Here is a 20,967-nt window from a genome sequence, read left to right on the forward strand (position 1 = left end):
CAACGCGAAAAGCCGCGGGATCACCGCGGCGCAGATGCCGAAAGCGCGGCTCAGCGAATCGGAGAGCCCCTTCCACGCCGCAGCCGGCGGCGGGGCAGGCTCACGATCGCGCAGCCGCATCGCCAAGTCTACTATAATCAGGAGCGGCCGCGCCCCGTGCGTCGGCCGCCCGTTGACCACCGGATGGGAGGTGCCCCATGGCCCGCGAGTCCCTCGCCTCTAAGCGCGAGCGCGCCGCGCTCATCGAGGAGCGCATGTTCGACCACTACGGCCTCGGCGAGGCGTCGCTTGACTACCGCACGCCCTTCGAGCTGACCGTCGCCGTGGTGCTCTCGGCCCAATGCACCGACGCGGCCGTGAACAAGGCCACCCCGGCGCTGTTCGCCGCCTATCCCACGCCGGCAGCCCTGGCCCAGGCCGACCCGGCCGACGTAGCCGAGCTCATCCGCTCGCTCGGGTTCTTCCGCAGCAAGGCCAAGAACCTCGTGGCGCTCGCGCAAACGGTGATGGCCGACTTCGGCGGCGAGGTTCCCGCCGACGTGGACCTGCTCCAGAAGCTGCCGGGCGTCGGCCGCAAGACGGCCAACTGCGTCATGTGCGAGGCCTTCAAGGACCCGCAGGGCATCGCCGTGGACACCCACGTCTTCCGCATCGCCCACCGCCTGAAGCTAGCCGGCCCCTCGGCCGACACGCCGCAGAAGGTGGAGGACGTCCTGCTCAAGGTGTATCCGCACAACCAGTGGGGCTACATCAACCACCAGTGGGTGCACTTCGGCCGGGAGTTCTGCCGCGCCCGCAACCCCCGCTGCGCCGACTGCATCGTCGGCGACCTCTGCCCCACCCGCGGCCGCTGGTAGCGGCCTCGGCTGCCGGCGGCACGGGCGCTCGCGAACGGCTCTACCCGGGTGGAAAGCGGATCGTCCGCGCGCGCCTCGACTGCCGGCAGCATGGGCGCTCGTGAACGGCGCCCGCCGCAGAGAGCGGCTGCCGAACGCAGGTGACCGCACCCTGCGCGCTGCCCGGCAAAGGTCGTGCGGCCTGACGGCACGCGGGGCACGGCCGCCCCCGCGCGGGCGCCGCCGCCTCAGAGCGCGCCGACCATACCCTTCGCAGTCACCGGCGCTTCACACGCAGCCCGCCCTCGGCCGCGTGCCCGCAAGTCGCCGCCAAGGCTAGAGGACGGCCCTCACCTGGCCCTACCGCCACCCCGCCGCGACGCGTCCGACTGCGTCATCGACCTACCGCAGACCGCCGGCAGAGGTCGCCCGCGCCCAGCCGCGAGCCCCTGGCAGAACCGACTGCGCCCAGCCGCGAGCCCCTGGCAGAACCGACTGCGCCCGAGCGCCCCGGCCTCCCAGGCCCTTCCTCAACCGAGAACCCCCGCCCCACCGGCTGCCGGCGCCTCCGCAGGCCGTCGCCGGGAGACGCGGCTGCCCAGGGGGCCGCCAAAAAGGTTCCTGGCCAATTTCCCTACGGTTTACGCAACCTGAAGGCCATCCGGCGTCCCCGCCCCAGCGTTTCCCCAGGTCGCAAACGGCCGCTTGCGCCGCCGTGCCCCCAGAACAGCGTAAACCGTAGGGAAATTGGCCAGGAACCCGCCTCCGCCCGTCCCGCGCCGCCTGCTTGCCGCGCATTCGAGGCGCCGGTCCCTACCAACCAGCGCAAACAGGCCTCCACCTCCGTCCCGCACCTGCCAAACTGCCCGCGCGCCCGAAAGCCGCCAGCAAAAGTCTCCCGCATCTAACACGAACCGCTCGCAGGGCCGACCACCTCCACCCGTCCCGACGCGCCTCGCCCACCCACCCCCAAGTCGCCCCCCGCGCCGCAGCCGACACGTCAGCCGATAAGCCACGCGCTTGACACAGCCGCAGTCGCCGGGGCTCCTCCGCGGTTTCTGGCCAATTTCCCTACGGTTTACGCAACCTGAAGGCCATCCGGCGTCCCCGCGCCAGCGTTTCCCCAGGTCGCAAACGGCCGCTTGCGCCACCGTACCCCCAGAACAGCGTAAACCGTGCCTAAATTGGCCAGGAACCCGCCTCCGCCCGCAACGATGGCGCAGCCATCCCGAAGCCCCCCCCCGGAGAGCCACCCCAACACCCCTCCGGAGAAGGGACGGGGCGCCTGTCCTCTGCTAGCGTCCCAGGGCCCTCTGTCCTCCGCCCTCCGCCCTCCACCCTCCGGAGCCCCTCCGCCCTCGCCATCCGTCGATCCGCCAGCGCCCCTGCGCCGGAAGCCCCCCGAAACGAACGGCGATCAGATATTTTTGGCCAATTTAGGCGCGGTTTACGCAGGTTCGACGCAGTCTGGCGGTTGCGGTCTGGCATTTGCCCAGGTCACAAAGGATGGCAGGGAGACACACGTCTTCACGGGTGCGTAAACCGTGCCTAAATTGCCAAAAACCCATCGCCTCCACCCGCATACCCGAGCCGTCGACACCCGCCAACCCGGTCGCCCGCGACCTCCAGACGCAAGCGGGGCGCCCCGCAGGACGCCCCGTCGACGCTCGCTCGGCGCCCCGCCTCCCGCAGGGCCCATGCGCTATGCGCTACCGCTCGTCAGCCGCCTTCTCGATGCAGCCGATGGCGTTGAGCACGCGCGGGTAACCGATGTAGGGGATGAGCTGCGACACCACGTCGATCAGCATCTCCTTGTCGTTGCCCACGTTCATGTTGCCGGCCGCGTGCGCCGTGGCCTGGGCCTCGCAGCCGCCAAGCGCCACCAGGTAGCAGAACGTCACGAGCTCGCGCTCGCGCAGCTCCAGGCCGCCGCGGGTGTAGTAGTCGCCGAAGCAGTTGGCGGCGAGCCAGCGGCGGATGTGCGCCGTGTCCTCGGGCCCCTGCTCCCAGGCGTCGCGCAGGCCCTCGCCGAAGATCTCCACCTGCAAGTCGTTGCCGCGGCGCAGGTGCTCATCACGGGTGGCCGTCTTCTGGTCGGGCAGCGGCAGCTTCACCGAGCGACCGCGCAGCACCTCGTTGGTGATGATGATGTAGGGCAGCACACGCGAGAGGCCCAGGTAGGCCACGCCCTGGTAAACGACTTCCTTGATAGCGGTCGGATCAACCCCCACCTCAAGGGCGGCAGGCAGCATGGTGCGGTAGGCGTCAGCCCCCTGCGACCCCATGAGCGCGGCGAGGATGGCCAGGAAGCGCGTGCGGTCGTCCAGTCGGCTGTCGCGCACGACGTCGCCAAAGGCGAAGTTCTCGAAGATCTGGACGAACTCGGGATCGGTGTAGCCGAGCGCCGAGTCATAGTGGCCGAACAGCCTGGTACGGTAGTCGTCGGCATCGCGGATGATGTCGCTGCTCATGGTAGGTACCTCCTCTGGGCCCCGCAGTCCCCGTCGGTCACGGTTCGCGGCCCCTCAATCTGAACTGGCGCCTAGCATACTCCGCCCGCGGCATCCCAAGGACGCCGACTGCCGATTCGTTACAGATTTTTTCCTCCCCCACCGCGCAAATCCCCCTTCTTGTCGCAATGTCGCACGATAAGGGAACAAATGTTTCACGTGAAACATCAAGGGACGCAGGCGAAGGAGAAGAGCTTCGCGAAAGCCGGTGGAACACCGCGGATGCTCCCCGCAGCCCCGCCACCCCAGCCACCGCCCAGGCGGCCCCTCTCCCGCAACCGCCCACGCCGTCGCTCAGCTGCTTGGACAACGCCAGGGCACCCCGCTATCGCACCGGCGACATCTCGCCAGCGGCCGCACAGCACCTCGCCGCTGCCCCGGCCTCGCAGCGCCTCGTCCCCGCGGACGCACGGCACTTCGCCAGCGACGCCCCCGCAGCGCCATCCGCGTCACGATACCTCGTCAGCAGCGGCCCCGACGCCGCACGCATCGGGCGTCGCGCCGATGCTCGACCTCGCGGCGTCCGCCTCGCACGCGCTGGTCTTAGCCGCACCTAGGCGGACTTGCGATGGTGACGCGCAGCCTCCTTGGCGGCGGCCCGCTCGGCCTCGGCGGCCTCGTCGCGCGCCGTCACCTGCTCAAGCGACGTGTCGGGCGCGCCGGCCTCGGCATCCTCGATCATCTGCTGGAGGATCTCCACATGCGAGCGGCGCTTCTGGGTGGCCGTGCCCACGATGGCGACGGAGCGGTACGCCCCGTACTTCTCGAAGAACTGCGCCACAGCATCCCGCTGCACCATCTCGCGATGATAGGTGGCGAAGAAGTCCTCCCAGCTCATCGACCCGCGCAGATAGCGCTCGAGCACGGTGGTGGCCGGCGAGAACAGAACATCGTGGGCGTAGTCGGCGTGCTGGATCTTCTCCACGAAGAAGGCGAGGTCATCGCGCTTGGTGAAGCCGGCCAGCTGGTTGGTGTTCTTCAGGCGCACGTCGAGCACCAGATCGGCATCCCACTCGGCCAGCTTGGCGAAGAACGACTGGGCAGTGGTCTCATAGGCGCTAAGGGTGTGAATCTGCATGGACGCGACCTCCTTGGCTGTGCGATTTCACGATCACCAGGGAGGATAGCGCCCACGCCGCGTCCTGCCAGGCCATACGCGCAAGGGTCCACCATGTGGCAAGGCAACTGTTTCCCAGGGGAAACCTCACGCGGCTGCCAAGACGCGCTCTGAGGTACGGCCGCGCGGCCGCCGAGTCCCGGGAGGGGTCACGCAGACGTCAGGGCGACCCTCGACAGCGCATTCGAACGGCTGTCGGACCGGCTGCTCGTACGTGCTAGGGCCTCTTGCACAGGGAGAAGCCCCGGCGGGCGAGCTCGGCCACCACCGTCTCCACGAGAAGCGGCAAGGCGGCGTGCACTGCGGGCGTGAGCCCCACCACATATTCCTCGGGCGCCATGTTGTCCACCTGCATGCCGAGGCAGTAGCCCTCGGCCTCGTAGCCGAGCAGCGACGCGGCGTCAAACAGGTCGACGAGCCGCAGGTCGTGCAGCGACGCCATGGCCCCGCAGTGGCGCGCCATGGCATCCGGCGGGAAGCGGTACACGGTGCCGGGCGCGTCCCCCGTGCCATCCACCGCGTCCACCGTCAGGATGACGTCGCAGGACTCCACGTAGGGCAGCATGTCCATCGACATGCAGCCCACGTCGAACAGGCGCACCTCGGGCGGCACCTCGTAGCCCTCGACAATGGCATCGTAGGCCGCCGGGCCTACGCCCTCGTCGAGCATGAGCCGATTGCCCACGAAGAACACCGCTGCCGTTCTCGCCGCGCCGCCGCCCACGGCCTCAGCACCCAGACCCACGCTAGTCGCGCCCAGGCCGGCGGCCCCGGCGTCCGTGCCGCCGCCTGCGCAGCCCGCGCCGCCGTTCTCGTCGCCTACGGCCTCCGCGCCGGCACCCTCACAACCGCCGGGCTCCACGCCCGCGCAACCCGCGCCCGCGCCAGCGGCCTCCGCGCCCCCGCCGGTCGCACCCGCGATCCCGGTATCCGCCACGCGCTCCTCCTCCACGGCGCTCACATCCCCGCCGTCGGGCGAATGGCCAGGTTGTACCAGGTGGCCAGCGCCAGCATAAGCACGCCGCCCAAGGCGCACCCCACCGCCCAGCGCCGCTCGCGGCGCAGGTAGTCGGCGCGGCTCACGCCCATCCCCTCGGCGCGGTGCGCCGCGAGCGGCTGGGCCACGATGGAAAAGCCCACGGTCACCGCCGTCAGCGTGACCAGCACGATGAGGGCCACCGTCACCGACAGCGCCGAGGGCGCAGACCACGCGGCATAGAAGCAGTTGTCGGCGAACAGCCACACCGGATAGAACAGGACGGTCGGCATCATGCCGTGGCCAGCGCCCCACACGGGAGGCAGCAGCAGGGCCCCCAGGTTCACCCGGGGCAGCCCGCGCAGAAACTCCTGCTCCTGGGCGATCTGCTCGTCGGTCAGCTCCGCGGCTGACGAGGCGTCGCGTGCCATGGCGTCGCCCTCCTTCCTCGATTCGCTCGTTTTCGCCAGCATAAGACAAGAACGACGCCCCGAAGGGCGCCGTTCTCTCAGAACATCCTCAAAACACGTCGAGTGGACTCGGCCGCAGCGGCCGCGCCGCCACGAAGCCTAGTGGGTCTCCAGGTCCTCGCCGACGATGTCGTGCACCTCAGGCGCGTAGATCAAGCCGCCATGCTCCTTGTGGATGAACATGAGCTTGGTGGGCGCGAAGCCCTCCACGTTGGCCAGGTAGATGTGGATGAACATGAAGATGATGAACACGTACATCCCGAAGTAGTGGATGATGCGCATGGACATGAGCCCGCCCACGAGGTTCGTGGTGGCCGCCATGGGAGCAGCGGTCATGGTGGGGGCCCACAGGCACAGGCCGGTCCAGAACATCGCCACGATCAGGAAGGGGATCAGAAGGTAGCTGATCTTCTGCGGCACGCCCAGCTTCGCTCCGAGCGGGTGGGTCTTGCGCAGGAACAGGTAGTACTTGATCCACTCAAGGGCCTGGTGACGGTTGTCCTTCTGGGGCAGCCAGGTCTTGTAGTCCGGCACCTGCTCGCGCGTGCCGCCGGTGGGCGAGGTCTTCACGAAGAAGGCCGCGATCACGCGGAAGACGCAGTTCAGGAACAGGACGAAGCCGAAGAACACGTGCACGCCGCGGGCAATGCCCATGAACATCGGCCAGAACGGGAAGTGAATGCAGAAGCCCGTGACGATCAGCAGGATCATGGCGATCAGGTTGATCCAGTGGGTCACCACGAAGATCATCGGGTGGGCCTCACGGTAGTGTGCGAGATGTGCCATCCTACTTCACCCCCCAGGGGCTCGTGACGGTCTCGAAGTGCTTGCCGGTAGCCGGCTCGCTCACGTGGACCGCGCAGGCGGTGCAGGGATCGAAGGAGTGCACCGTGCGCAGGGCGTTGATGGGCATCTCGATGTCCTCCACCGGCACGCCGATGAGCGCCTGCTCGAGCGGGCCGTGGTCGCCGGCGCCGTTGATGGGAGCCAGGTTCCACGTGGACGGGATGATGATCTGGTAGCCCTCGATCTTGCCGTCCTTGACCTTCTCGGAGTGGTAGAGGGCGCCACGCGGGGCCTCCCAGAAGCCGGTGCCCTCGCCGGTGATGGTCTTGGGCGCGCGGAAGTACTCGGAGTCGCCGGAGGCGAGGGCCTCCATGAGCTCGGCGACCCACTCCTTCATGAGGCCGGCCACGTAGAGCGTCTCCACCTGGCGGATGGCCGTACGGCCGAGGGTGGACTGGAAGGCGGTCAGGTCGCCGGGCTTGGCGCCCAGGGCCACGAGCAGCTTGTCCACGTTCTCCACGATGAAGGGCACCTTGCGCTGGTAGGCGGCGAAGATGCGGGCCATGGAGCCGGCCTCCATCGGCTTGCCGTCGTAGGTGGGGCACTTCACCCAGGTGTAGCGGTCGTTCACGTCATACTCGGTGAAGTCCGGCTCAGTGACGAAGTAGGGGGACTCGTAGGTCTCGGAGCCCTTGTACCAGGAGCGGCCCATGTACTCGTCGATGAGGCTCTCCTGCACGTCGGACACCTTGAACTGCTCGTCCAGGACGGCCATGGGCAGGTAGCGGTTCTTCATCTGGTCGATGTAGTTGTCGCCGTACGGCCAGCCCGGACCCTCGAAGACGCCCCAGGCGATGTAGCGGCCGCAGCCCTTGCCGAACTCGAGCACGTTTGGGTAGTAGGTGGCGAGCACCATGGTGTCGGGCAGCATGGTCTCGGCGACCCAGTTGTAGATCTCGTCGACCATGGCCTTGAGGTCGTCGAGCTTCTGCTCGGTGGGCACCCACATGGTGCCGCCCGGCACGCTCGTCATGACGTGCGGCATCTTGCCGCCGAGCAGCGCGGACACCTCGGAGGCGCGGGCCTGCATCTTGAGGGCCTCCAGGTAGTGGGCCGTGCAGATGAGGTCAGCCTCGGGGGTCATCTTGTACGCGGTGCCCTCGTCGGCCTCGAACCAGTTGCCGGAGAAGATGGACAGCTGGCCGTTCTTGGCGAAGGCCGCCAGCTTCTGGTGCAGGGCGCCCAGGTCGGAGTGCATGGACGTGCCCGCGGCCTGCGCCAGGTCGATGGCGTCGGCCACGTTGGCGGTGAGCGCGTTCAGCGGGTTCACGTAGTCCAGCGCCGCCAGGTTGTACATCCACAGGATGTTGGAGTGCAGGAACTGCGCGCCCTCCAGCAGGTTGCGGATGATGCGCGCGTTGTTGGAGATGGTGATGCCGTAGGCCTTCTCGCCGGCGATGGACGAGGCGTGGGCGTGGGACACGGGGCACACGCCGCAGATGCGCTCGACGATCTGGGCGGCGTCCTCGGGCGTGCGGCCCTGGACGACCAGCTCCATGCCGCGGAAGCAGCCGCCGGAAACCCAGGCGTCGGACACCTTGCCGTTCTCGACTTCCATCTCGACGCGCAGGTGGCCCTCGATACGGGTAATCGGGTCAATGACAGAGCGGGTCATTAGGCCTGGCCTCCCTTCTCGCTATCGTCCTCCGGAACCGCGTGGCCGCAGTTCTTCTCGGCGAGCTTGGCCTTCTCCTCGCGGGTCAGGTCATAGGTGCCGATGGAGTTCTCGGGATGCTTCTCGTCCCACTTGCGGATCTTCTCGAAGTCGGCGCCGCCGTCCATGCGGCCGGACACCTTCATGCCGAAGCCGTGAACCACGAGGGCGGCCGCCACCAGGCCCGTGAGGGCGAGCGCGACGGTGCCGGGCTGGAAGGTCCAGTCGCCGATGCGCAGGTCGCGATGGCGCTTGTAGAACGGGGTGTTCACCTCGACCCAGTTCTGGCCGGGGTTGTTCGGGTTGGCCTCGCAGCAGCCGATGCAGGGAGCGCCGGACTGGACGCACCAGCTGCGGCGGTTGTTCCACAGGGTGACGCCGCAGTTGGACTTCGTCTGCGGGCCACGGCAGCCGAGCGGGTAGAGGCAGTAGCCCTTGGCCTCTTCCTCGGAGCCGAACTCGTAGACGAACTCGCCGTTCTCGAAGTGGCCGCGACGCTCGCAGTTATCGTGGATGGTCTGGCCGAAGATGTCATTGGGCATGGCCATGTCGTTGAGGCGCGCCAGCAGCAGGCTGGGATCCTTCATGACCACGACATCCACGAGCACCGACATGAGCCACTCGGGGTTGGCCGGGCAGCCGGGGACGTTGACGACGGTCGCCTCGACGCCCGCCTTCTTCAGGTACTCCTGGACGCCCATGGCGTTGGAGGGGTTGGGATGGGCCGCGCACCAGCCGCCGTTGACCGCGCAGGAGCCCAGCGCGACCACCGCGTTGGCGCTCTTAGCGGCATCGACCAGGGCCGTGGTGCCCACCTCGCCGGCGACGCGCAGGGCGTTGCCGCCCCAAGCCTCCAGAACCGCACCCTCATACACAAGAATGTAGTTCCCCGCCTCGATGGTCTGGGCCTTGGCCTCCTCCACCGAATGGCCAGCCGCGGCGGACAGCGTCTCCGAGTAGTTCAGGGAGATCAGATCCAGCACGACCGTGGCAACGTCAGGGGTCTCGACCTGGGCGAACGACTCCGTGCAACCGGTGCAGGAAGCGCCCTCGATCCAGATGACCGGATAGAGATCACCCTTCGTTGCGCCGATGACAGACTCCTCGAGCGCCTGGGCGACGCGGGGCGCGGCGAGCTCGGTGAGCCCGGCTGCGACGGCGACGGCGCCGGCGAGCTTCATGAAGTCGCGGCGGGTCACCCCGCGGGAAGCCAGAATGCTGTCGAATTCTGTAATCGTGGCCTGATTTTCCATGTGTACACCTCCTCAGGTGTCCTCGTCTTCTGATATGCGTGGCTCATTCTGCCCGAACGTGATGATTTTGTGACTGTAAAATTGCGGAAATGTGTTGGTCGTTCCGTCAATGGGGGCAAAATGTTACGACTCACCTCGGGCGTAACATGATGGCGAGGCGCCCGCCGCTCTCCGCGTGCTTCCCGGGCGCCGAGCCCGCAGACGCCGCGCCTCCGCTATCATAGGCCTGCGCCGACGCCCGGCGCCAAGGTCGCGAGCCGAGCCCGCGCCGTCGAACGACACCTATATATGAAGGAGTCCCTCCCATGGCCAACGCCGACCGCTCCATCGCCTTCCTCGGCCCCGTCGGAACCTACACCCACGAGGCCGTGCTCCACTTCGCCGAGAAGCTGGGCCTCGACGACCCCGAGCTCGTGGAGTGCGTCTCCTTCGACGAGGTGTTCGACTGCGTCGACCGCGGACGCTGCGCGTTTGGCGTGGTGGGCAAGGAGAACTCGCTCGAGGGGCCAGTCACGGCCACCCTCGACAACTTCGCCTTCCGCTCGGGCGCCGTCATCTTAGGCGAAAAGGTGGTCGACATCCACCACTGCCTCGTGCTGCACCCCGACGCCTCGCTCGAAGACGTGCGAACCGTAGCCTCGCATCCCCAGGGACTCGCCCAGTGCCGCCGCTTCCTGAACGAGCGCATGCCCGGGCGCGCCACCCTCACGGCCACCTCCACCGCCGAGAGCGCGCGCATGGCCGCGGCCGACCCTACGGTGGCCGGCATCGCCAACGCGTTTGCGGCCGAGGTGCACGGCGCGCAGGTGGCCGTGCGCGACATCGAGGACCACTTCGGCAACCAGACGGTGTTCGCCCTCATCGGGCGCCCCGGCGCCGCCCCGGCGCTTACCGGCGAGCGCATGAAGACCTCGCTCGCCCTGTTCATGCGCGAGGATCGCGCCGGCACCCTGCACATGATCCTCTCGGAGTTCGCCTTCGCGGGCATCAACCTCACCATGGTGCAGTCGCGCCCCACCAAGCAGCAGCTCGGCGACTACATGTTCTTCATCGAGTTCGCCGGCGCCGCCAACAGCCTGGAGGCCCAGACCGCCCTCAACTGCCTGCGTATGAAGCTGCGCGAGGTGAAGGTGCTCGGCAGCTACCCGGTGTTCTAGGGGACAGGGCCGACCGGCGCCCACGCGAAAACGGCCGGGCCCGCCCTCCCCTACCCGAGAAGCCCGAGGTGCTCGACGAGGATCTTGGCGCCTATGAGGATGAGGACCACGCCGCCGGCCAGGGCGGCGGGCTTCTCGAAGCGGGCGCCGAACTGGTTGCCCAGGGCCACGCCGACGAAGGACAGCGCGAAGGTGGTAACGCCGATGACCGCCATGGCCCACCAGATGCTCACCCCCAGGAAGGCCAGCGTGATGCCCACGGCCAGCGCGTCGATGCTCGTGGCCACGGCGAGCAGCACGAGCTCGCGCACATCGAGCGGCGCGCCCTCGGCCGGGCAGCTCGCCGCCGGGTCCTCGTCGTCATGAACCGCATCCCAGATCATCTTCGCGCCGATGAGGCCGAGCAGCCCGAAGGCCACCCAGTGGTCGATGGGCGTGATGAGGGCCGCGAACTGCGTTCCCAACAGCCAGCCGATAAGCGGCATGCCCGCCTGGAACGTGCCGAAGAGCAGGGCGATGACCAGGGCGTGGCGCCAGTTCACCCGGCGCATGCACAGCCCCTTGCAGACCGACACGGCAAAGGCGTCCGCCGACAGCCCCACCGCCACGATGAGCAGTTCGACGAAGCCCATCAGGCCCTCAGCCTCCCGCCCTCGCTGGCGAAGAACCCCTCGGCAGCCAAGTCGGCCACGATGGAGTCGAACAGCGCCGGGTCCACCGCCCCACGCCCCGCCGCCCGCTCGGCGGCGTCGAGCTCGGCCAGCACCGTGGTCGCGGCCACCCCCTCCTCGGCGGCCAGCACGCGGCGCACCACCCAGGCGCGCTTCTGACGGCGCGACCCCTCGAAGGCCGACTGCCGCGCATGGTGCGCGCTGCGGCGCGAGGGGTTGGCGTGCGCCCCCTTGAGGTAGGCGCCGTAGTCGAGCAGCGCGTAGTACCAGCCGCGCGGGTCGGCCGCGTCGCACGTGGCCTCGACGAGGGGGCGCAGCTCCCGGTCGGTCACGCCCTCACGCCCCGGGAACAGCTCGTGAAGGAACACGGAGCGCACGTTGGTCTCCAGGTAGGTGGCGGGCCGCTGGTAGGCGAAGGCCACCACGCCGGCAGCCGTGGCCGGGCCGATGCCCGGCAGCTCCTGGAGCTCCTCGGCCGTCTCGGGCAGGCGCCCGGCGCGGGTGGCCGCGCATGCATCGGCCGCGCGCTTGAGCGCGAGCGCCCGCCGGTTGTAGCCGAGCCCCTGCCACAGCTCCAGCACATCAGCTGTGGCGCCGGCCGCGAGCGCGTCCACCGTGGGGAACGCGGCGAGGAAGCGCGTCCAGAAGCGCTCCACGCGGGCCACCTGGGTCTGCTGGAGCATGATCTCGGACACGAGCACGGCGTAGGGGTCGTCGATGCCGCGCCATGGCAGGTCGCGGTAGCGCGCGCGGCCCTCCTCCCACACCCGGGATGCGAACTCCGCAGGCGACGGCGCGCCCTCGGGCCACGCCAGCTCGCCCGCGCCCGCGCCCGGCACACGGCGGCCGCCCCCGCGGACGGCCGCCTTCCCCTCCCCTCTGCGTCGCGCCATGGCCCTAGCGCTCCTCCTGGAGGTTCTCCACGAACTCCTCCAGCTCCGCCATGTCGCGGCGGAAGTCGCTCACCACGGCCTCCTCCAGCTCGCGGTACTCGCGCGAGTCCAGCGGCTGGTAGGCCGCCAGCTTGTCGAAGAGGTTATCGCGGGTGACCGGCTGATAGCGGCGCATCATGAGGCCCGTCTTGTAGGCCTCCTCCACCGCCTCGCGCGCGGCCATGTAGATGTCGTAGCGCGGCATGTTGGCCGACAGGCGCACGAGGTCGGAGCGGTTGACGCCGCGCAGCGAGGGATGCTCGCGCGCGATGTCCATCCAGATGTCCACGCGCTCCTCAGGCGTGGGGTAGTCGATGTCGATGATGACGGCGCCCTCCAGAAGCTCCTGGAAGTACTCGTCGATGTCGGCCGCCGACGACGCGGACGCGAGCACCCGCACATCCGGGTTCTCCACCGCCGAGCGGATGAGCGTGAGCGCCTCGCGGGCGCCGCGCGAGAGCTGCATCATGAGGAAGCTGTCCGCCTCCTCGCCGTAGTCGCCGAGCGGCGCGCCCCACAGGTCGATGTCCTCGAGCACGAGCACGCCGCCGCCCTCGAAGGCGTTGCGCAGCGTGGCCAGGCGCGGGGCGTCCTCGGCCTGGGCCATCACGCAGAGCACGGGCATGCCCTGGAGGTTCTCCTCCATGTGCATGCGGATGCACGGCAGCCCCAGCTCGCCCAAGGTGGCCGCGATGAAGCGGTTGGCGTCCTCGCGGGCGGGCGAGCGGAAGAGCATCGCGTCAGCCGCCGGCATGCCGTCGAGGCCGTGGCGCCGGTTGAGCAGCTCCACCAGCTCCTGGAAGTCGGCGTCGTCCTGGAGCCCCACGCCGAAGTCGCGCATGAGGCGGATGGTCGAGCCGTAGCCTGCCAGGTTCGCATAGGTCAGCGGCTCGGCCGCCGGCTCCACCGCCACGCCCGCCTCCCCCGCCGCGCGGGCGAGCAGGGCGAGCGCCCCCTCGGCCGTCTGCGGGTCGGCGGGCCTCGCGGCGTCCTCGGCCCGCGGCGTCTCGCCTGCGGCCTCCGCGGGCGCCGACGCGTCGCCGTCCGCCTCCTTGCGGCGGTCCTCCGCCAGCGCGCGGGCCACCGCCCCAAGCGTGCGACCCGCCCCCTTGAGCGGCGCGTCCACGATATGCTCCACCTTCACGATGCGCGCGTCGAGGCCCATCACGTCCTGGGCGATCATCTGCGTCATGTCCTCCAGGTCATCGCGTGAGAGCCCGAACTCCTCCAGCCGGTCGAGGGCAAGCCCTTGCAGCTGGTCGGCGCAGGCAGCCGTCTCGTCGGCGGTGAGGTAGGGCTCCATCTTCTCGAAGATGTACTCGGCCAGCGAGCGCTCCTTGTGCTGGCAGGCCAGGGCCCACGCCTGCTTGAGGCCCGCGAGCGCGTCCTCGCAGGGCGCCCCCGCCGCCGTGGCCGCCTCCTCGAAAGCCGCCAGGTACAGGTGCATTCCCAAGACGGCGTCGCCCGCGGCGCAGGCCGCGACCGCCCTTCTCAGGTAATCGGCCACCTCGCTGCGGCAGCCGTCGTCTTGGCTCGGCGTGTTAGCATCCGGGCTCTTCTCCATGATGCCACCTCCTGATGTGACTCCCTCGGGCCGCAGTCCCTCGGGCCCGATTGCTGTTTCTCACGCTGCATTGTATAGGACGGGGCGCGAAGGGGCCCGCATGACGGGCCGAAACACCAAATCCGTAGAGGAAGGCGCCGCGCGGGCGCCCTGCGGCGCACAGGGCGCGCCCGCCGTCGCGGGACACGGCGCCTACTCCGCCTCCCAGTCGAGGACCTCCCAGCCGCGTCGGCGCGCCGTGCGCGCGAGCGGGCGGTCGGGCGTCACGGCGCGGGGCGTGCGCGCGGCCTCGAGCAGCGGGCGGTCCGAGTGGTGGTCGCCATAGGCCCAGCCCAGCTCCCAGCCGTCCTCGCCGAACTCGGCGTCGCAGAGCCGGCGCAGGGCCACGAGCTTCTCGGCGCCCTCCACGGGCAGGCCCTCTACCTCGTCGGTGTAGTCGCCCGCCTCGTCCACGCGCATGCGGGTGGACACCTGGTAGTGGACGTACCGATCGCGCATGGCCTCGAGGATGAGGGGCTCGAAGCTCGCCGACACCCACACCACCACATGCCCCGCCTCGGCGTGCTCGCGCAGCGCGCGGGCGGCCTCGGGGCGGAAGCGCCCCTCTACCACCTCGTGGTAGAAGCGCGCGAGGAAGGCGTCCACCTTCGCCTTGGGCTCGCCGCGGAAGGCGGAGAACACCAGGCTGCGCACCCAGCTCTCGTTCTGGGGCAGGCGCACCTTGTAGGCGCCGGCCCACAGAAGGATGCGGAACACCACCGACTTGCGCAGCATGCCGCGCAAGGTGAGGTAGCGCACGAGCATGACCGGCGAGTTGCCCTGGATGGTGGTGCCGTCGAAGTCGAAGGCCGCCACCTGCACGCGCCCGTTGGCGGCGGGCACCACGGGCAGGTCGGCCGCGCGGGAGGGCGGCCCGTCGTGGCGCGCGGCGTCCTCGCCGGCCTCGCCGCGGGTGAAGGCCAGGGCGGCGGCCACGGTGTCGGTGTCCTCGCGCCCGGCGCGCAGGGGCACGGCAGCGCCCGCCGCGAGGGAGGAGCCGGCGCGGGGCGCACGGTCGTGTTCGTCAAGCTGGGGCATGGTCGGGCCGCTTAATCCTCAGGTTCGTCAATACAGTCCACAAACTGGGAATTATACAGCTCCGCGTAGAAACCTCCAAGCGCCAGCAGCTCGTCATGGGTGCCCTGCTCCACGATGTCGCCGTGATCCATCACCAGGATGAGGTCGGCCGAGCGGATGGTGGAGAGCCGGTGCGCGATGACGAACGAGGTCCGGCCGGCCATGAGGTTGTCCATGGCCCGCTGTATGCGCTCCTCGGTGCGCGTGTCCACCGAGCTCGTCGCCTCGTCGAGGATGAGCATGCGGTGGTCGGCCAGGAGCGCGCGGGCGATGGTGATGAGCTGGCGCTGGCCCTGGCTCACGTTGGAGGCGTCCTCGTTGATGACGAAGTCGTAGCCGCCGGGCAAGGTGGCGATGAAGTGGTGCACACACGCCCCGCGGGCCGCGGCCTCCACCTCGGCGTCGGTGGCGTCGAGCCGGCCGTAGCGGATGTTCTCGCGGATGGTGCCGCTGAACAGCCACGTGTCCTGGAGCACCATGCCGAACAGGCTGCGCGCCTCGTCGCGCTCGTAGTCGCGGATGTCGCGCCCGCCGAGGCGGATGGCGCCGCCCTGCACGTCGTAGAAGCGCATGAGCAGCTTGACCATGGTGGTCTTGCCGGCGCCCGTCGGCCCCACGATGGCCACGGTCTGGCCTGGCTCCACCCGCGCGGAGAAGTCGCGGATGACCGGCTGGTCGGGATCGTAGCCGAAGCGCACGTGGTCGAAGTCTACCGACCCGTCGGCGTCGGCGGCCCGGGCGCTCCCCTCCTCGCGCGGCTCCTCCGGCTCGGCGAGAAACGCGAAGATGCGCTCGGCCGCGGCGGCCATCTGCTGAAGGACGTTGGAGACCTGCGCGAGCTGGGTGATGGGCTGGGTGAAGTTCTTCACGTACTGGATGAACGCCTGGATGTCGCCGACGGTGATGATGCCCGCCGCGGCGAAGAACGCGCCCGATATGGCCACGGCCACGTACCCGAGGTTCCCCACGAAGCTCATGACGGGCATCATGAGCCCCGAGAGGAACTGCGACTTCCAGCCTGACTCGTAGAGGCGGCGGTTGGTGGCGTCGAAGGCTGCCGTCGCCGCCCCCTCCTGCCCGAACGCGCGCACTACCGCGTGTCCCGAGAACGTCTCCTCCACCTGGCCGTTAATGGCGCCGAGCGCCGCCTGCTGGGCGTAGAAGTACTTCTGCGAGCGCTTCACCACCACCATCACGAGCAGCACCGACACCGGCACCATCACGAGCGCGATGAGGGTCATCACGGGGTTGATGGACAGCATCATCACCAGCACGCCCACCACGGTGACGGTGGACGTGATGGCCTGGGTGACGCCCTGGTTGAGGCTCTGGCCGAGGGTGTCCACGTCGTTGGTGATGCGCGAGAGCACGTCTCCGGTGGAGGTGCGGTCGAAATAGCCGAAGGGCATGCGGTCGATCTTGCGGGCGATGGCGCCGCGCAGCTCATAGCAGGTCTGCTGGGAGACGTAGCTCATCACCCAACCCTGGATAAACGAGCAGGCCGCCGAGAGCAGGTAGAGGCCGAGCGTGGCCGCGAGGATGCGCCCCACCAGGCCGTAGTCGATGCCGCCCGTGCCCGCCACCTTGGCGACGATGCCCTCGAAGAGCGCCGTCGTGGCCTCGGAGAGCACCTTGGGCCCCACGATGCTGAACACCGTGGATCCGATGGCGAACACGAGGATGACCGCCAGGTGCGCCTTGAAGCGCCCCATGAACGAGAGCATCTGGCGCATGGTGCCCTTGAAGTCGCGGGGCTTCTCGCCCGGCATCATGCGGCCGCCCGGGCCATGGCCGTGGCCAGGGCCGTGGGGGCGGGCGCCGGGGCCGTGGGGCGCACGCGCGCCTGGCGTGGGGGCCGCGGCCTCGGCGGCGCGCTCGGCGAGCTTGGCAGGGTCGGCGCGTCTCAGGCTCATGCGGCATCACCCCCTTCCAGCTCCTCGGCCGAGAGCTGGGAATAGGCGATCTCTCGGTACTCCTCGCAGCTCGTCATGAGCTCGTCATGCGTTCCCTGGCCGACCACGCGCCCCTCGTCAAGCACGACGATGCAGTCCGCATGGCGAATGCTCGAGATGCGCTGGGCCACGATGACCTGGGTGACGTCTCCCAGGTCATGGGCCATGGCCTGGCGCAGGGCCGCGTCGGTCTGGTAGTCGAGCGCCGAGAACGAGTCGTCGAACAGGTAGGCCCGCGCATCGGCGGCGAGCGCCCGGGCGATGGCCAGGCGCTGGCGCTGCCCGCCCGAGACGTTGGAGCCGCCCTGGGCCACTGCCGCGTCCACGCCGTCCTCGCGCTCGTTCACGAACCCGAGGGCCTGGGCGCAGGCGAGCGCGCGCTCCACCCGCTCCTCGCCCATGGCCGCATCGGCGTAGGCGACGTTCGTCTCGATGGTGCCGCTGAACAGGAACGCCTTCTGGGGCACGTAGCCCAGCTGGGTCCGCAGCGCGGCCTGCGGCAGGTCGCGCACGTCCACGCCGTCCACGGTGACCGTGCCGGCCGTCGCATCGTAGAAGCGCTCGATGAGCTTGACGATGGTAGACTTGCCCGACCCGGTCGAGCCGATGATGGCGAGGGTCTGGCCCGGACGCGCCGTGAAGCTCACGGACTCGAGCACGCACTCGTCGGAGTCGGCGTAGGCGAAGGACACGTCGTGGAACGCGATCTCGGCGCCGCGCGGGCCGCCAGACGCCACCCGCGCCGCCGCCGTGGCCTCCAAGCGCGCCACGGCCTGCTCGCCGCGGGCCGGCTCCGGGTCGCGCACGGCCGGCTCGGCGGCGAGCACCTCGTTCACGCGCTCGGCCGCCACGTCGGCGCGCGGCAGCATGATCGACACCATCCCCAGCATGAGGAAGCTCATGATGATGACCATGGCGTAGGTGATGAAGGCGATGAGGTCGCCGGTCTGGATGACGCCGGTGTCCACGTAGCGGCCGCCCACCCACACGATGGCCACCGACGTGGCGTTCATGATGAGCATCATGGCCGGCATCATGAAGGTCATGACGCGGTTGGTGAACAGCTGGGTGCGCATGAGGCGGGTCGAGGCCTCGTCGAAGCGCTCCTCCTCGTAGGGCTGGCGGTCGAAGGCCCGGATGACCGGCATGCCGGTGAGCATCTCGCGCGCCACCAGGTTCACCCGGTCGATGAGCCGCTGCATCGCCTTGAACTTGGGCATGGCCACCTTGAACACCACGCCGATGACGGCGAAGACGCACAGGATGGCCACCACGATGATCCAGCCCATCGACGCGTTGGTGGTCATCACCATGACGATGCCGCCCACCGCCAGCACCGGCGCGGAGAGCACCATGCGCAGGAGCATGACCGACACGTTCTGGATGAGCTGCACGTCATTGGTGCCGCGGGTGATGAGCGAGGCGGCCGAGAACTTCCCGATGTCGCCCTCGGAGAACGATACCACGCGCGTGAACAGGCGGGAGCGCAGTTCATAGCCGATGCGCGCGCCCGTGCGCGCCGCCACCAGCCCCACGCAGACGGAGAGCGCCATGCTCGCCGCCGCCAGGCCGAGCATGAGTCCGCCGGTGCGCAGGAGGAAGCTCATCTGCAGATCGGCGAGGTCGTAGCCCGCGTCCTCATACTCGGCGCGGGCGGCGGCGAGCGCCTGCTGGTCGAGGAGCCCAGACGCCTCCCCCATCTGCGCACGGGCCGCATCCGCCAGCTCGAGGACGCGCTGCTTGTCCACGACGCCGGCGCGATAAGCCTCCATGAGCTGGTCGAGCGAGCCGGCAGGCAGCGCGTCGCCCGCGTGGGCCGCCACGAGCGGCAGCGCGAGGGTGCGCTCAAGGTCGGCGCGATGGGCGCGGCCCTCGCCGTTGAGGACCCAGGTGCCCGCGTCGGTGCGGTCGTAGGAGGCGCGCAAGAGCGCCTCGTCGTCAGCGGGGCTCAAGGCGCAGGCCAGCTCGAAGGTGCGCTCGGTCATCTCGTCGACGGCGACCGACTCCACGCCCGACTGCTGGATGCCCACGTCCACGATCTGGGAGGTGAGGTTGGGCAGCGCCAAGTCGGCGAAGGCCTGGGCGATGAGGAGCACGAGCACGACGACCACGGCCGCCTTGTGCGCGCGGAAGTAGCCTAGCAGGTGCATCCCGCCTCCTCCCCGCCCGCGACGCGGGGCCCGGGCGCCTCGACGCCGACGTGCGGCTCCGGGTCGTCGGCGAGGGCGACGCACGGGCAGCGGAGCGGGGAGCCAGGGGCGCGATCGACCGCGCCCTCGGCCAGGCGAAACTCGACCACCTTCGCCACGCCGTCCATCATCTGGGAGAAGAGCTCAGGGCCCACGTAGTCCACGAGCTCGCGCATCCGGGCGGTGAAGGCGCTGTCGAGCTTGCGGGCGAGCGCGATGCCTTCCGGGGTGAGGCGCAGCGACACCGCGCGGAAATCACCTGAGCCGCGCCCACGCGTGACGAGTCCCCGTTCCTCGAGCACCCTGGCCACCTGGGAGAGCGCCGAGGGCGACACGGCCAGGTGGTGCGCCAAGCTGCCCGGGCGCGCCCCCGCGCCGTCGGCGGCAGACTCCATCACGTAGAGCAGGTGCAGGGCGCGGGCCTGGTTGGGCGTGAGGCCCTCGCAGTCGGGCATCCAAGGCGGGCCCGCCCGATGCAGCTTGCGCATGAGGTCGAGGAACTCAACCTTCATCGTCTCGATGGTTCTCTCCATGGGCGACGCTCCGTCCTCGCAGGCAGCCGTCGTCTTCGGCCGCTAAATAGTTTAGTCACTAAACTAACCGAAGACGCCCCGCAGGGCAACGCCCTCCCCCGCCCGTCACCGAAACGGCACCCGCCGGACGGGGCGGCGGGGACAGGGCGGGCGCTGCGGGAGGGGCGAGACGCCAGGTGAGCGGCGGAAGCGGGGGGAGGTTCCGGAGGCGCCCGGATCACCGCGGAGCAAGCGGAGGACAGCGGGCAGGAGTCGGGCGGGCCCCACGACATGGCGAAGGCAGGCGGCGGGGGCTCCAGAAGCAGAGGGGGACGCCCGCCATCCGACGCGACAGCGCCCAGCGAGCGCCCCAAGACCCATCCGATGAGGAACTTGGCGTCCCATCGCAAGTTTCTGGCCATTTTCGCTACGTTTTACGCTGCCGAACGACCTCGCGGCAATGGGCTAATTCCACTGACCTGGGAAAACGCTGAGAAGGCCTTGGCGTTTGGCGCCAATCGGGACTCCCGCTTGCGTAAACCATAGGGAAAATGGCCAGAAACAGCCGCAGCCGCCTTCAAACGCGCCTCCAACTCGCCACCCGCATGCCGCATCCCCTCGCGCCCGCCCCCCTCCGCAAGCCCACCGGGCGGGGCGGCAGAGGCGGGCGCTGCGGGGGTGGGGGCGAACCGCCAGGTGAGCGGCGGAAGCGGGCGGCGGGGCGAGACGCCAGGCAGACGGCGGAAGCGGGGCGAGCGCTGCGGGGGGGGGTGCCTGGTTCGCCACGGGACGGAGGGGCGTCAGGGCGCCCTACTGCGGAAGGAGAGGTGACGGGGCGAGGCGCCCTGCTGCGGAGCGGGCGGGACCGATCCACAGCGAGAACCGGCAGCAGGGGCGCCGAGCCGTCAGGCAGGCGATAGGAGCAGGTGTCTGCAATAGCGAAACGGCCCGCCGTGAGGCAACAGGGCCGGAGCGACCGAGCACCGCCCCCCCGTATCCCGCGCTCCGGAGCACGCGAGCCCTGCGGTGCAGCCGCAAAAGGAGCGAGCACTCCGGCAGGCCGAAACGCCCGCCATCCAACGCGATGAAACATCCGCCCCCCCCCCGGCGGCCGCCAAGACCCCGCCCGGCGAGAAACCGACACCCCCTCGCAAGTTTCTGGCCAATTTCACTACGTTTTACGCTGTTGATCAGTCAGGTGATGTTGGGGCA

16 protein-coding genes are annotated in these 20,967 nt (G+C 69.5%); 2 read left to right on the plus strand and 14 right to left on the minus strand.

Annotated features, from left to right (window positions below; genetic code table 11):
- Positions 1–197: 197 nt before the first annotated feature.
- Entirely contained in the window at positions 198–857 is a 660-nt protein-coding gene (gene nth, locus AC6I0Y_RS06555; RefSeq protein WP_497730260.1) for an endonuclease III, read from the plus strand.
- 1,688 nt (positions 858–2,545) lie between these two features.
- On the opposite strand, the gene AC6I0Y_RS06560 is transcribed toward nth, so the two are convergent.
- The 7 genes from AC6I0Y_RS06560 to AC6I0Y_RS06590 all read right to left on the minus strand — a co-directional run bounded on the left by AC6I0Y_RS06560 (position 2,546) and on the right by AC6I0Y_RS06590 (position 9,662).
- Positions 2,546–3,307, minus strand: coding sequence for a carboxymuconolactone decarboxylase family protein (locus tag AC6I0Y_RS06560; RefSeq protein WP_160708601.1), 762 nt, complete (start codon positions 3,305–3,307; stop codon positions 2,546–2,548).
- A 592-nt stretch (positions 3,308–3,899) separates the two neighbouring features.
- Positions 3,900–4,424: a DUF488 family protein, N3 subclade gene (locus AC6I0Y_RS06565; RefSeq protein ID WP_497730261.1), complete on the minus strand. Its 525-nt coding sequence runs from the start codon at positions 4,422–4,424 to the stop codon at positions 3,900–3,902.
- A gap of 256 nt (positions 4,425–4,680) precedes the next feature.
- Positions 4,681–5,400: a hydrogenase maturation protease gene (locus AC6I0Y_RS06570; protein ID WP_497730262.1), complete on the minus strand. Its 720-nt coding sequence runs from the start codon at positions 5,398–5,400 to the stop codon at positions 4,681–4,683.
- Positions 5,401–5,420: 20 nt separating this feature from the next.
- Positions 5,421–5,870, minus strand: coding sequence for a viscotoxin-A3 (locus AC6I0Y_RS06575; protein WP_497730265.1), 450 nt, complete (start codon positions 5,868–5,870; stop codon positions 5,421–5,423).
- 138 nt (positions 5,871–6,008) lie between these two features.
- Entirely contained in the window at positions 6,009–6,695 is a 687-nt protein-coding gene (locus AC6I0Y_RS06580; protein ID WP_497730267.1) for a cytochrome b/b6 domain-containing protein, read from the minus strand.
- A 1-nt stretch (position 6,696) separates the two neighbouring features.
- Positions 6,697–8,370, minus strand: a complete 1,674-nt coding sequence (locus tag AC6I0Y_RS06585; RefSeq protein ID WP_497730269.1) for a nickel-dependent hydrogenase large subunit — start codon at positions 8,368–8,370, stop codon at positions 6,697–6,699.
- Entirely contained in the window at positions 8,370–9,662 is a 1,293-nt protein-coding gene (locus AC6I0Y_RS06590; protein ID WP_160708591.1) for a hydrogenase small subunit, read from the minus strand. The genes AC6I0Y_RS06585 and AC6I0Y_RS06590 overlap by 1 nt, the downstream gene beginning before the upstream one ends.
- A 305-nt stretch (positions 9,663–9,967) precedes the next feature.
- On the opposite strand from AC6I0Y_RS06590, the gene pheA reads away from it, so the two are divergent.
- Positions 9,968–10,819: a prephenate dehydratase gene (pheA, locus tag AC6I0Y_RS06595; RefSeq protein WP_497730270.1), complete on the plus strand. Its 852-nt coding sequence runs from the start codon at positions 9,968–9,970 to the stop codon at positions 10,817–10,819.
- Between the two features lie 50 nt (positions 10,820–10,869).
- Here the strand turns inward: pheA and AC6I0Y_RS06600 are convergent, their stop codons facing one another.
- The 7 genes from AC6I0Y_RS06600 to AC6I0Y_RS06630 all read right to left on the minus strand — a co-directional run bounded on the left by AC6I0Y_RS06600 (position 10,870) and on the right by AC6I0Y_RS06630 (position 19,776).
- Positions 10,870–11,451: a manganese efflux pump MntP gene (locus tag AC6I0Y_RS06600; RefSeq protein ID WP_497730272.1), complete on the minus strand. Its 582-nt coding sequence runs from the start codon at positions 11,449–11,451 to the stop codon at positions 10,870–10,872.
- Positions 11,451–12,383: an HhH-GPD family protein gene (locus AC6I0Y_RS06605; RefSeq protein ID WP_497730273.1), complete on the minus strand. Its 933-nt coding sequence runs from the start codon at positions 12,381–12,383 to the stop codon at positions 11,451–11,453. Before AC6I0Y_RS06605 ends, AC6I0Y_RS06600 begins: the two co-directional genes overlap by 1 nt.
- Positions 12,384–12,387: 4 nt before the next feature.
- Positions 12,388–13,986 (minus strand): ribonucleotide reductase subunit alpha, encoded by a 1,599-nt coding sequence (locus tag AC6I0Y_RS06610; protein ID WP_497730275.1) that lies wholly within the window; start codon positions 13,984–13,986, stop codon positions 12,388–12,390.
- A 192-nt stretch (positions 13,987–14,178) separates the two neighbouring features.
- Positions 14,179–15,063: an HAD family hydrolase gene (locus AC6I0Y_RS06615; protein ID WP_160708581.1), complete on the minus strand. Its 885-nt coding sequence runs from the start codon at positions 15,061–15,063 to the stop codon at positions 14,179–14,181.
- Positions 15,064–15,074: 11 nt separating this feature from the next.
- Entirely contained in the window at positions 15,075–16,874 is a 1,800-nt protein-coding gene (locus AC6I0Y_RS06620; RefSeq protein ID WP_497733654.1) for an ABC transporter ATP-binding protein, read from the minus strand.
- A gap of 137 nt (positions 16,875–17,011) precedes the next feature.
- Positions 17,012–19,204: an ABC transporter ATP-binding protein gene (locus tag AC6I0Y_RS06625; protein WP_497730276.1), complete on the minus strand. Its 2,193-nt coding sequence runs from the start codon at positions 19,202–19,204 to the stop codon at positions 17,012–17,014.
- Positions 19,192–19,776: a MarR family winged helix-turn-helix transcriptional regulator gene (locus AC6I0Y_RS06630; protein WP_497730278.1), complete on the minus strand. Its 585-nt coding sequence runs from the start codon at positions 19,774–19,776 to the stop codon at positions 19,192–19,194. The genes AC6I0Y_RS06625 and AC6I0Y_RS06630 overlap by 13 nt, the downstream gene beginning before the upstream one ends.
- Between the last annotated feature and the right edge of the window lie 1,191 nt (positions 19,777–20,967).

This window comes from Adlercreutzia sp. St.1H8 (assembly GCF_059728655.1).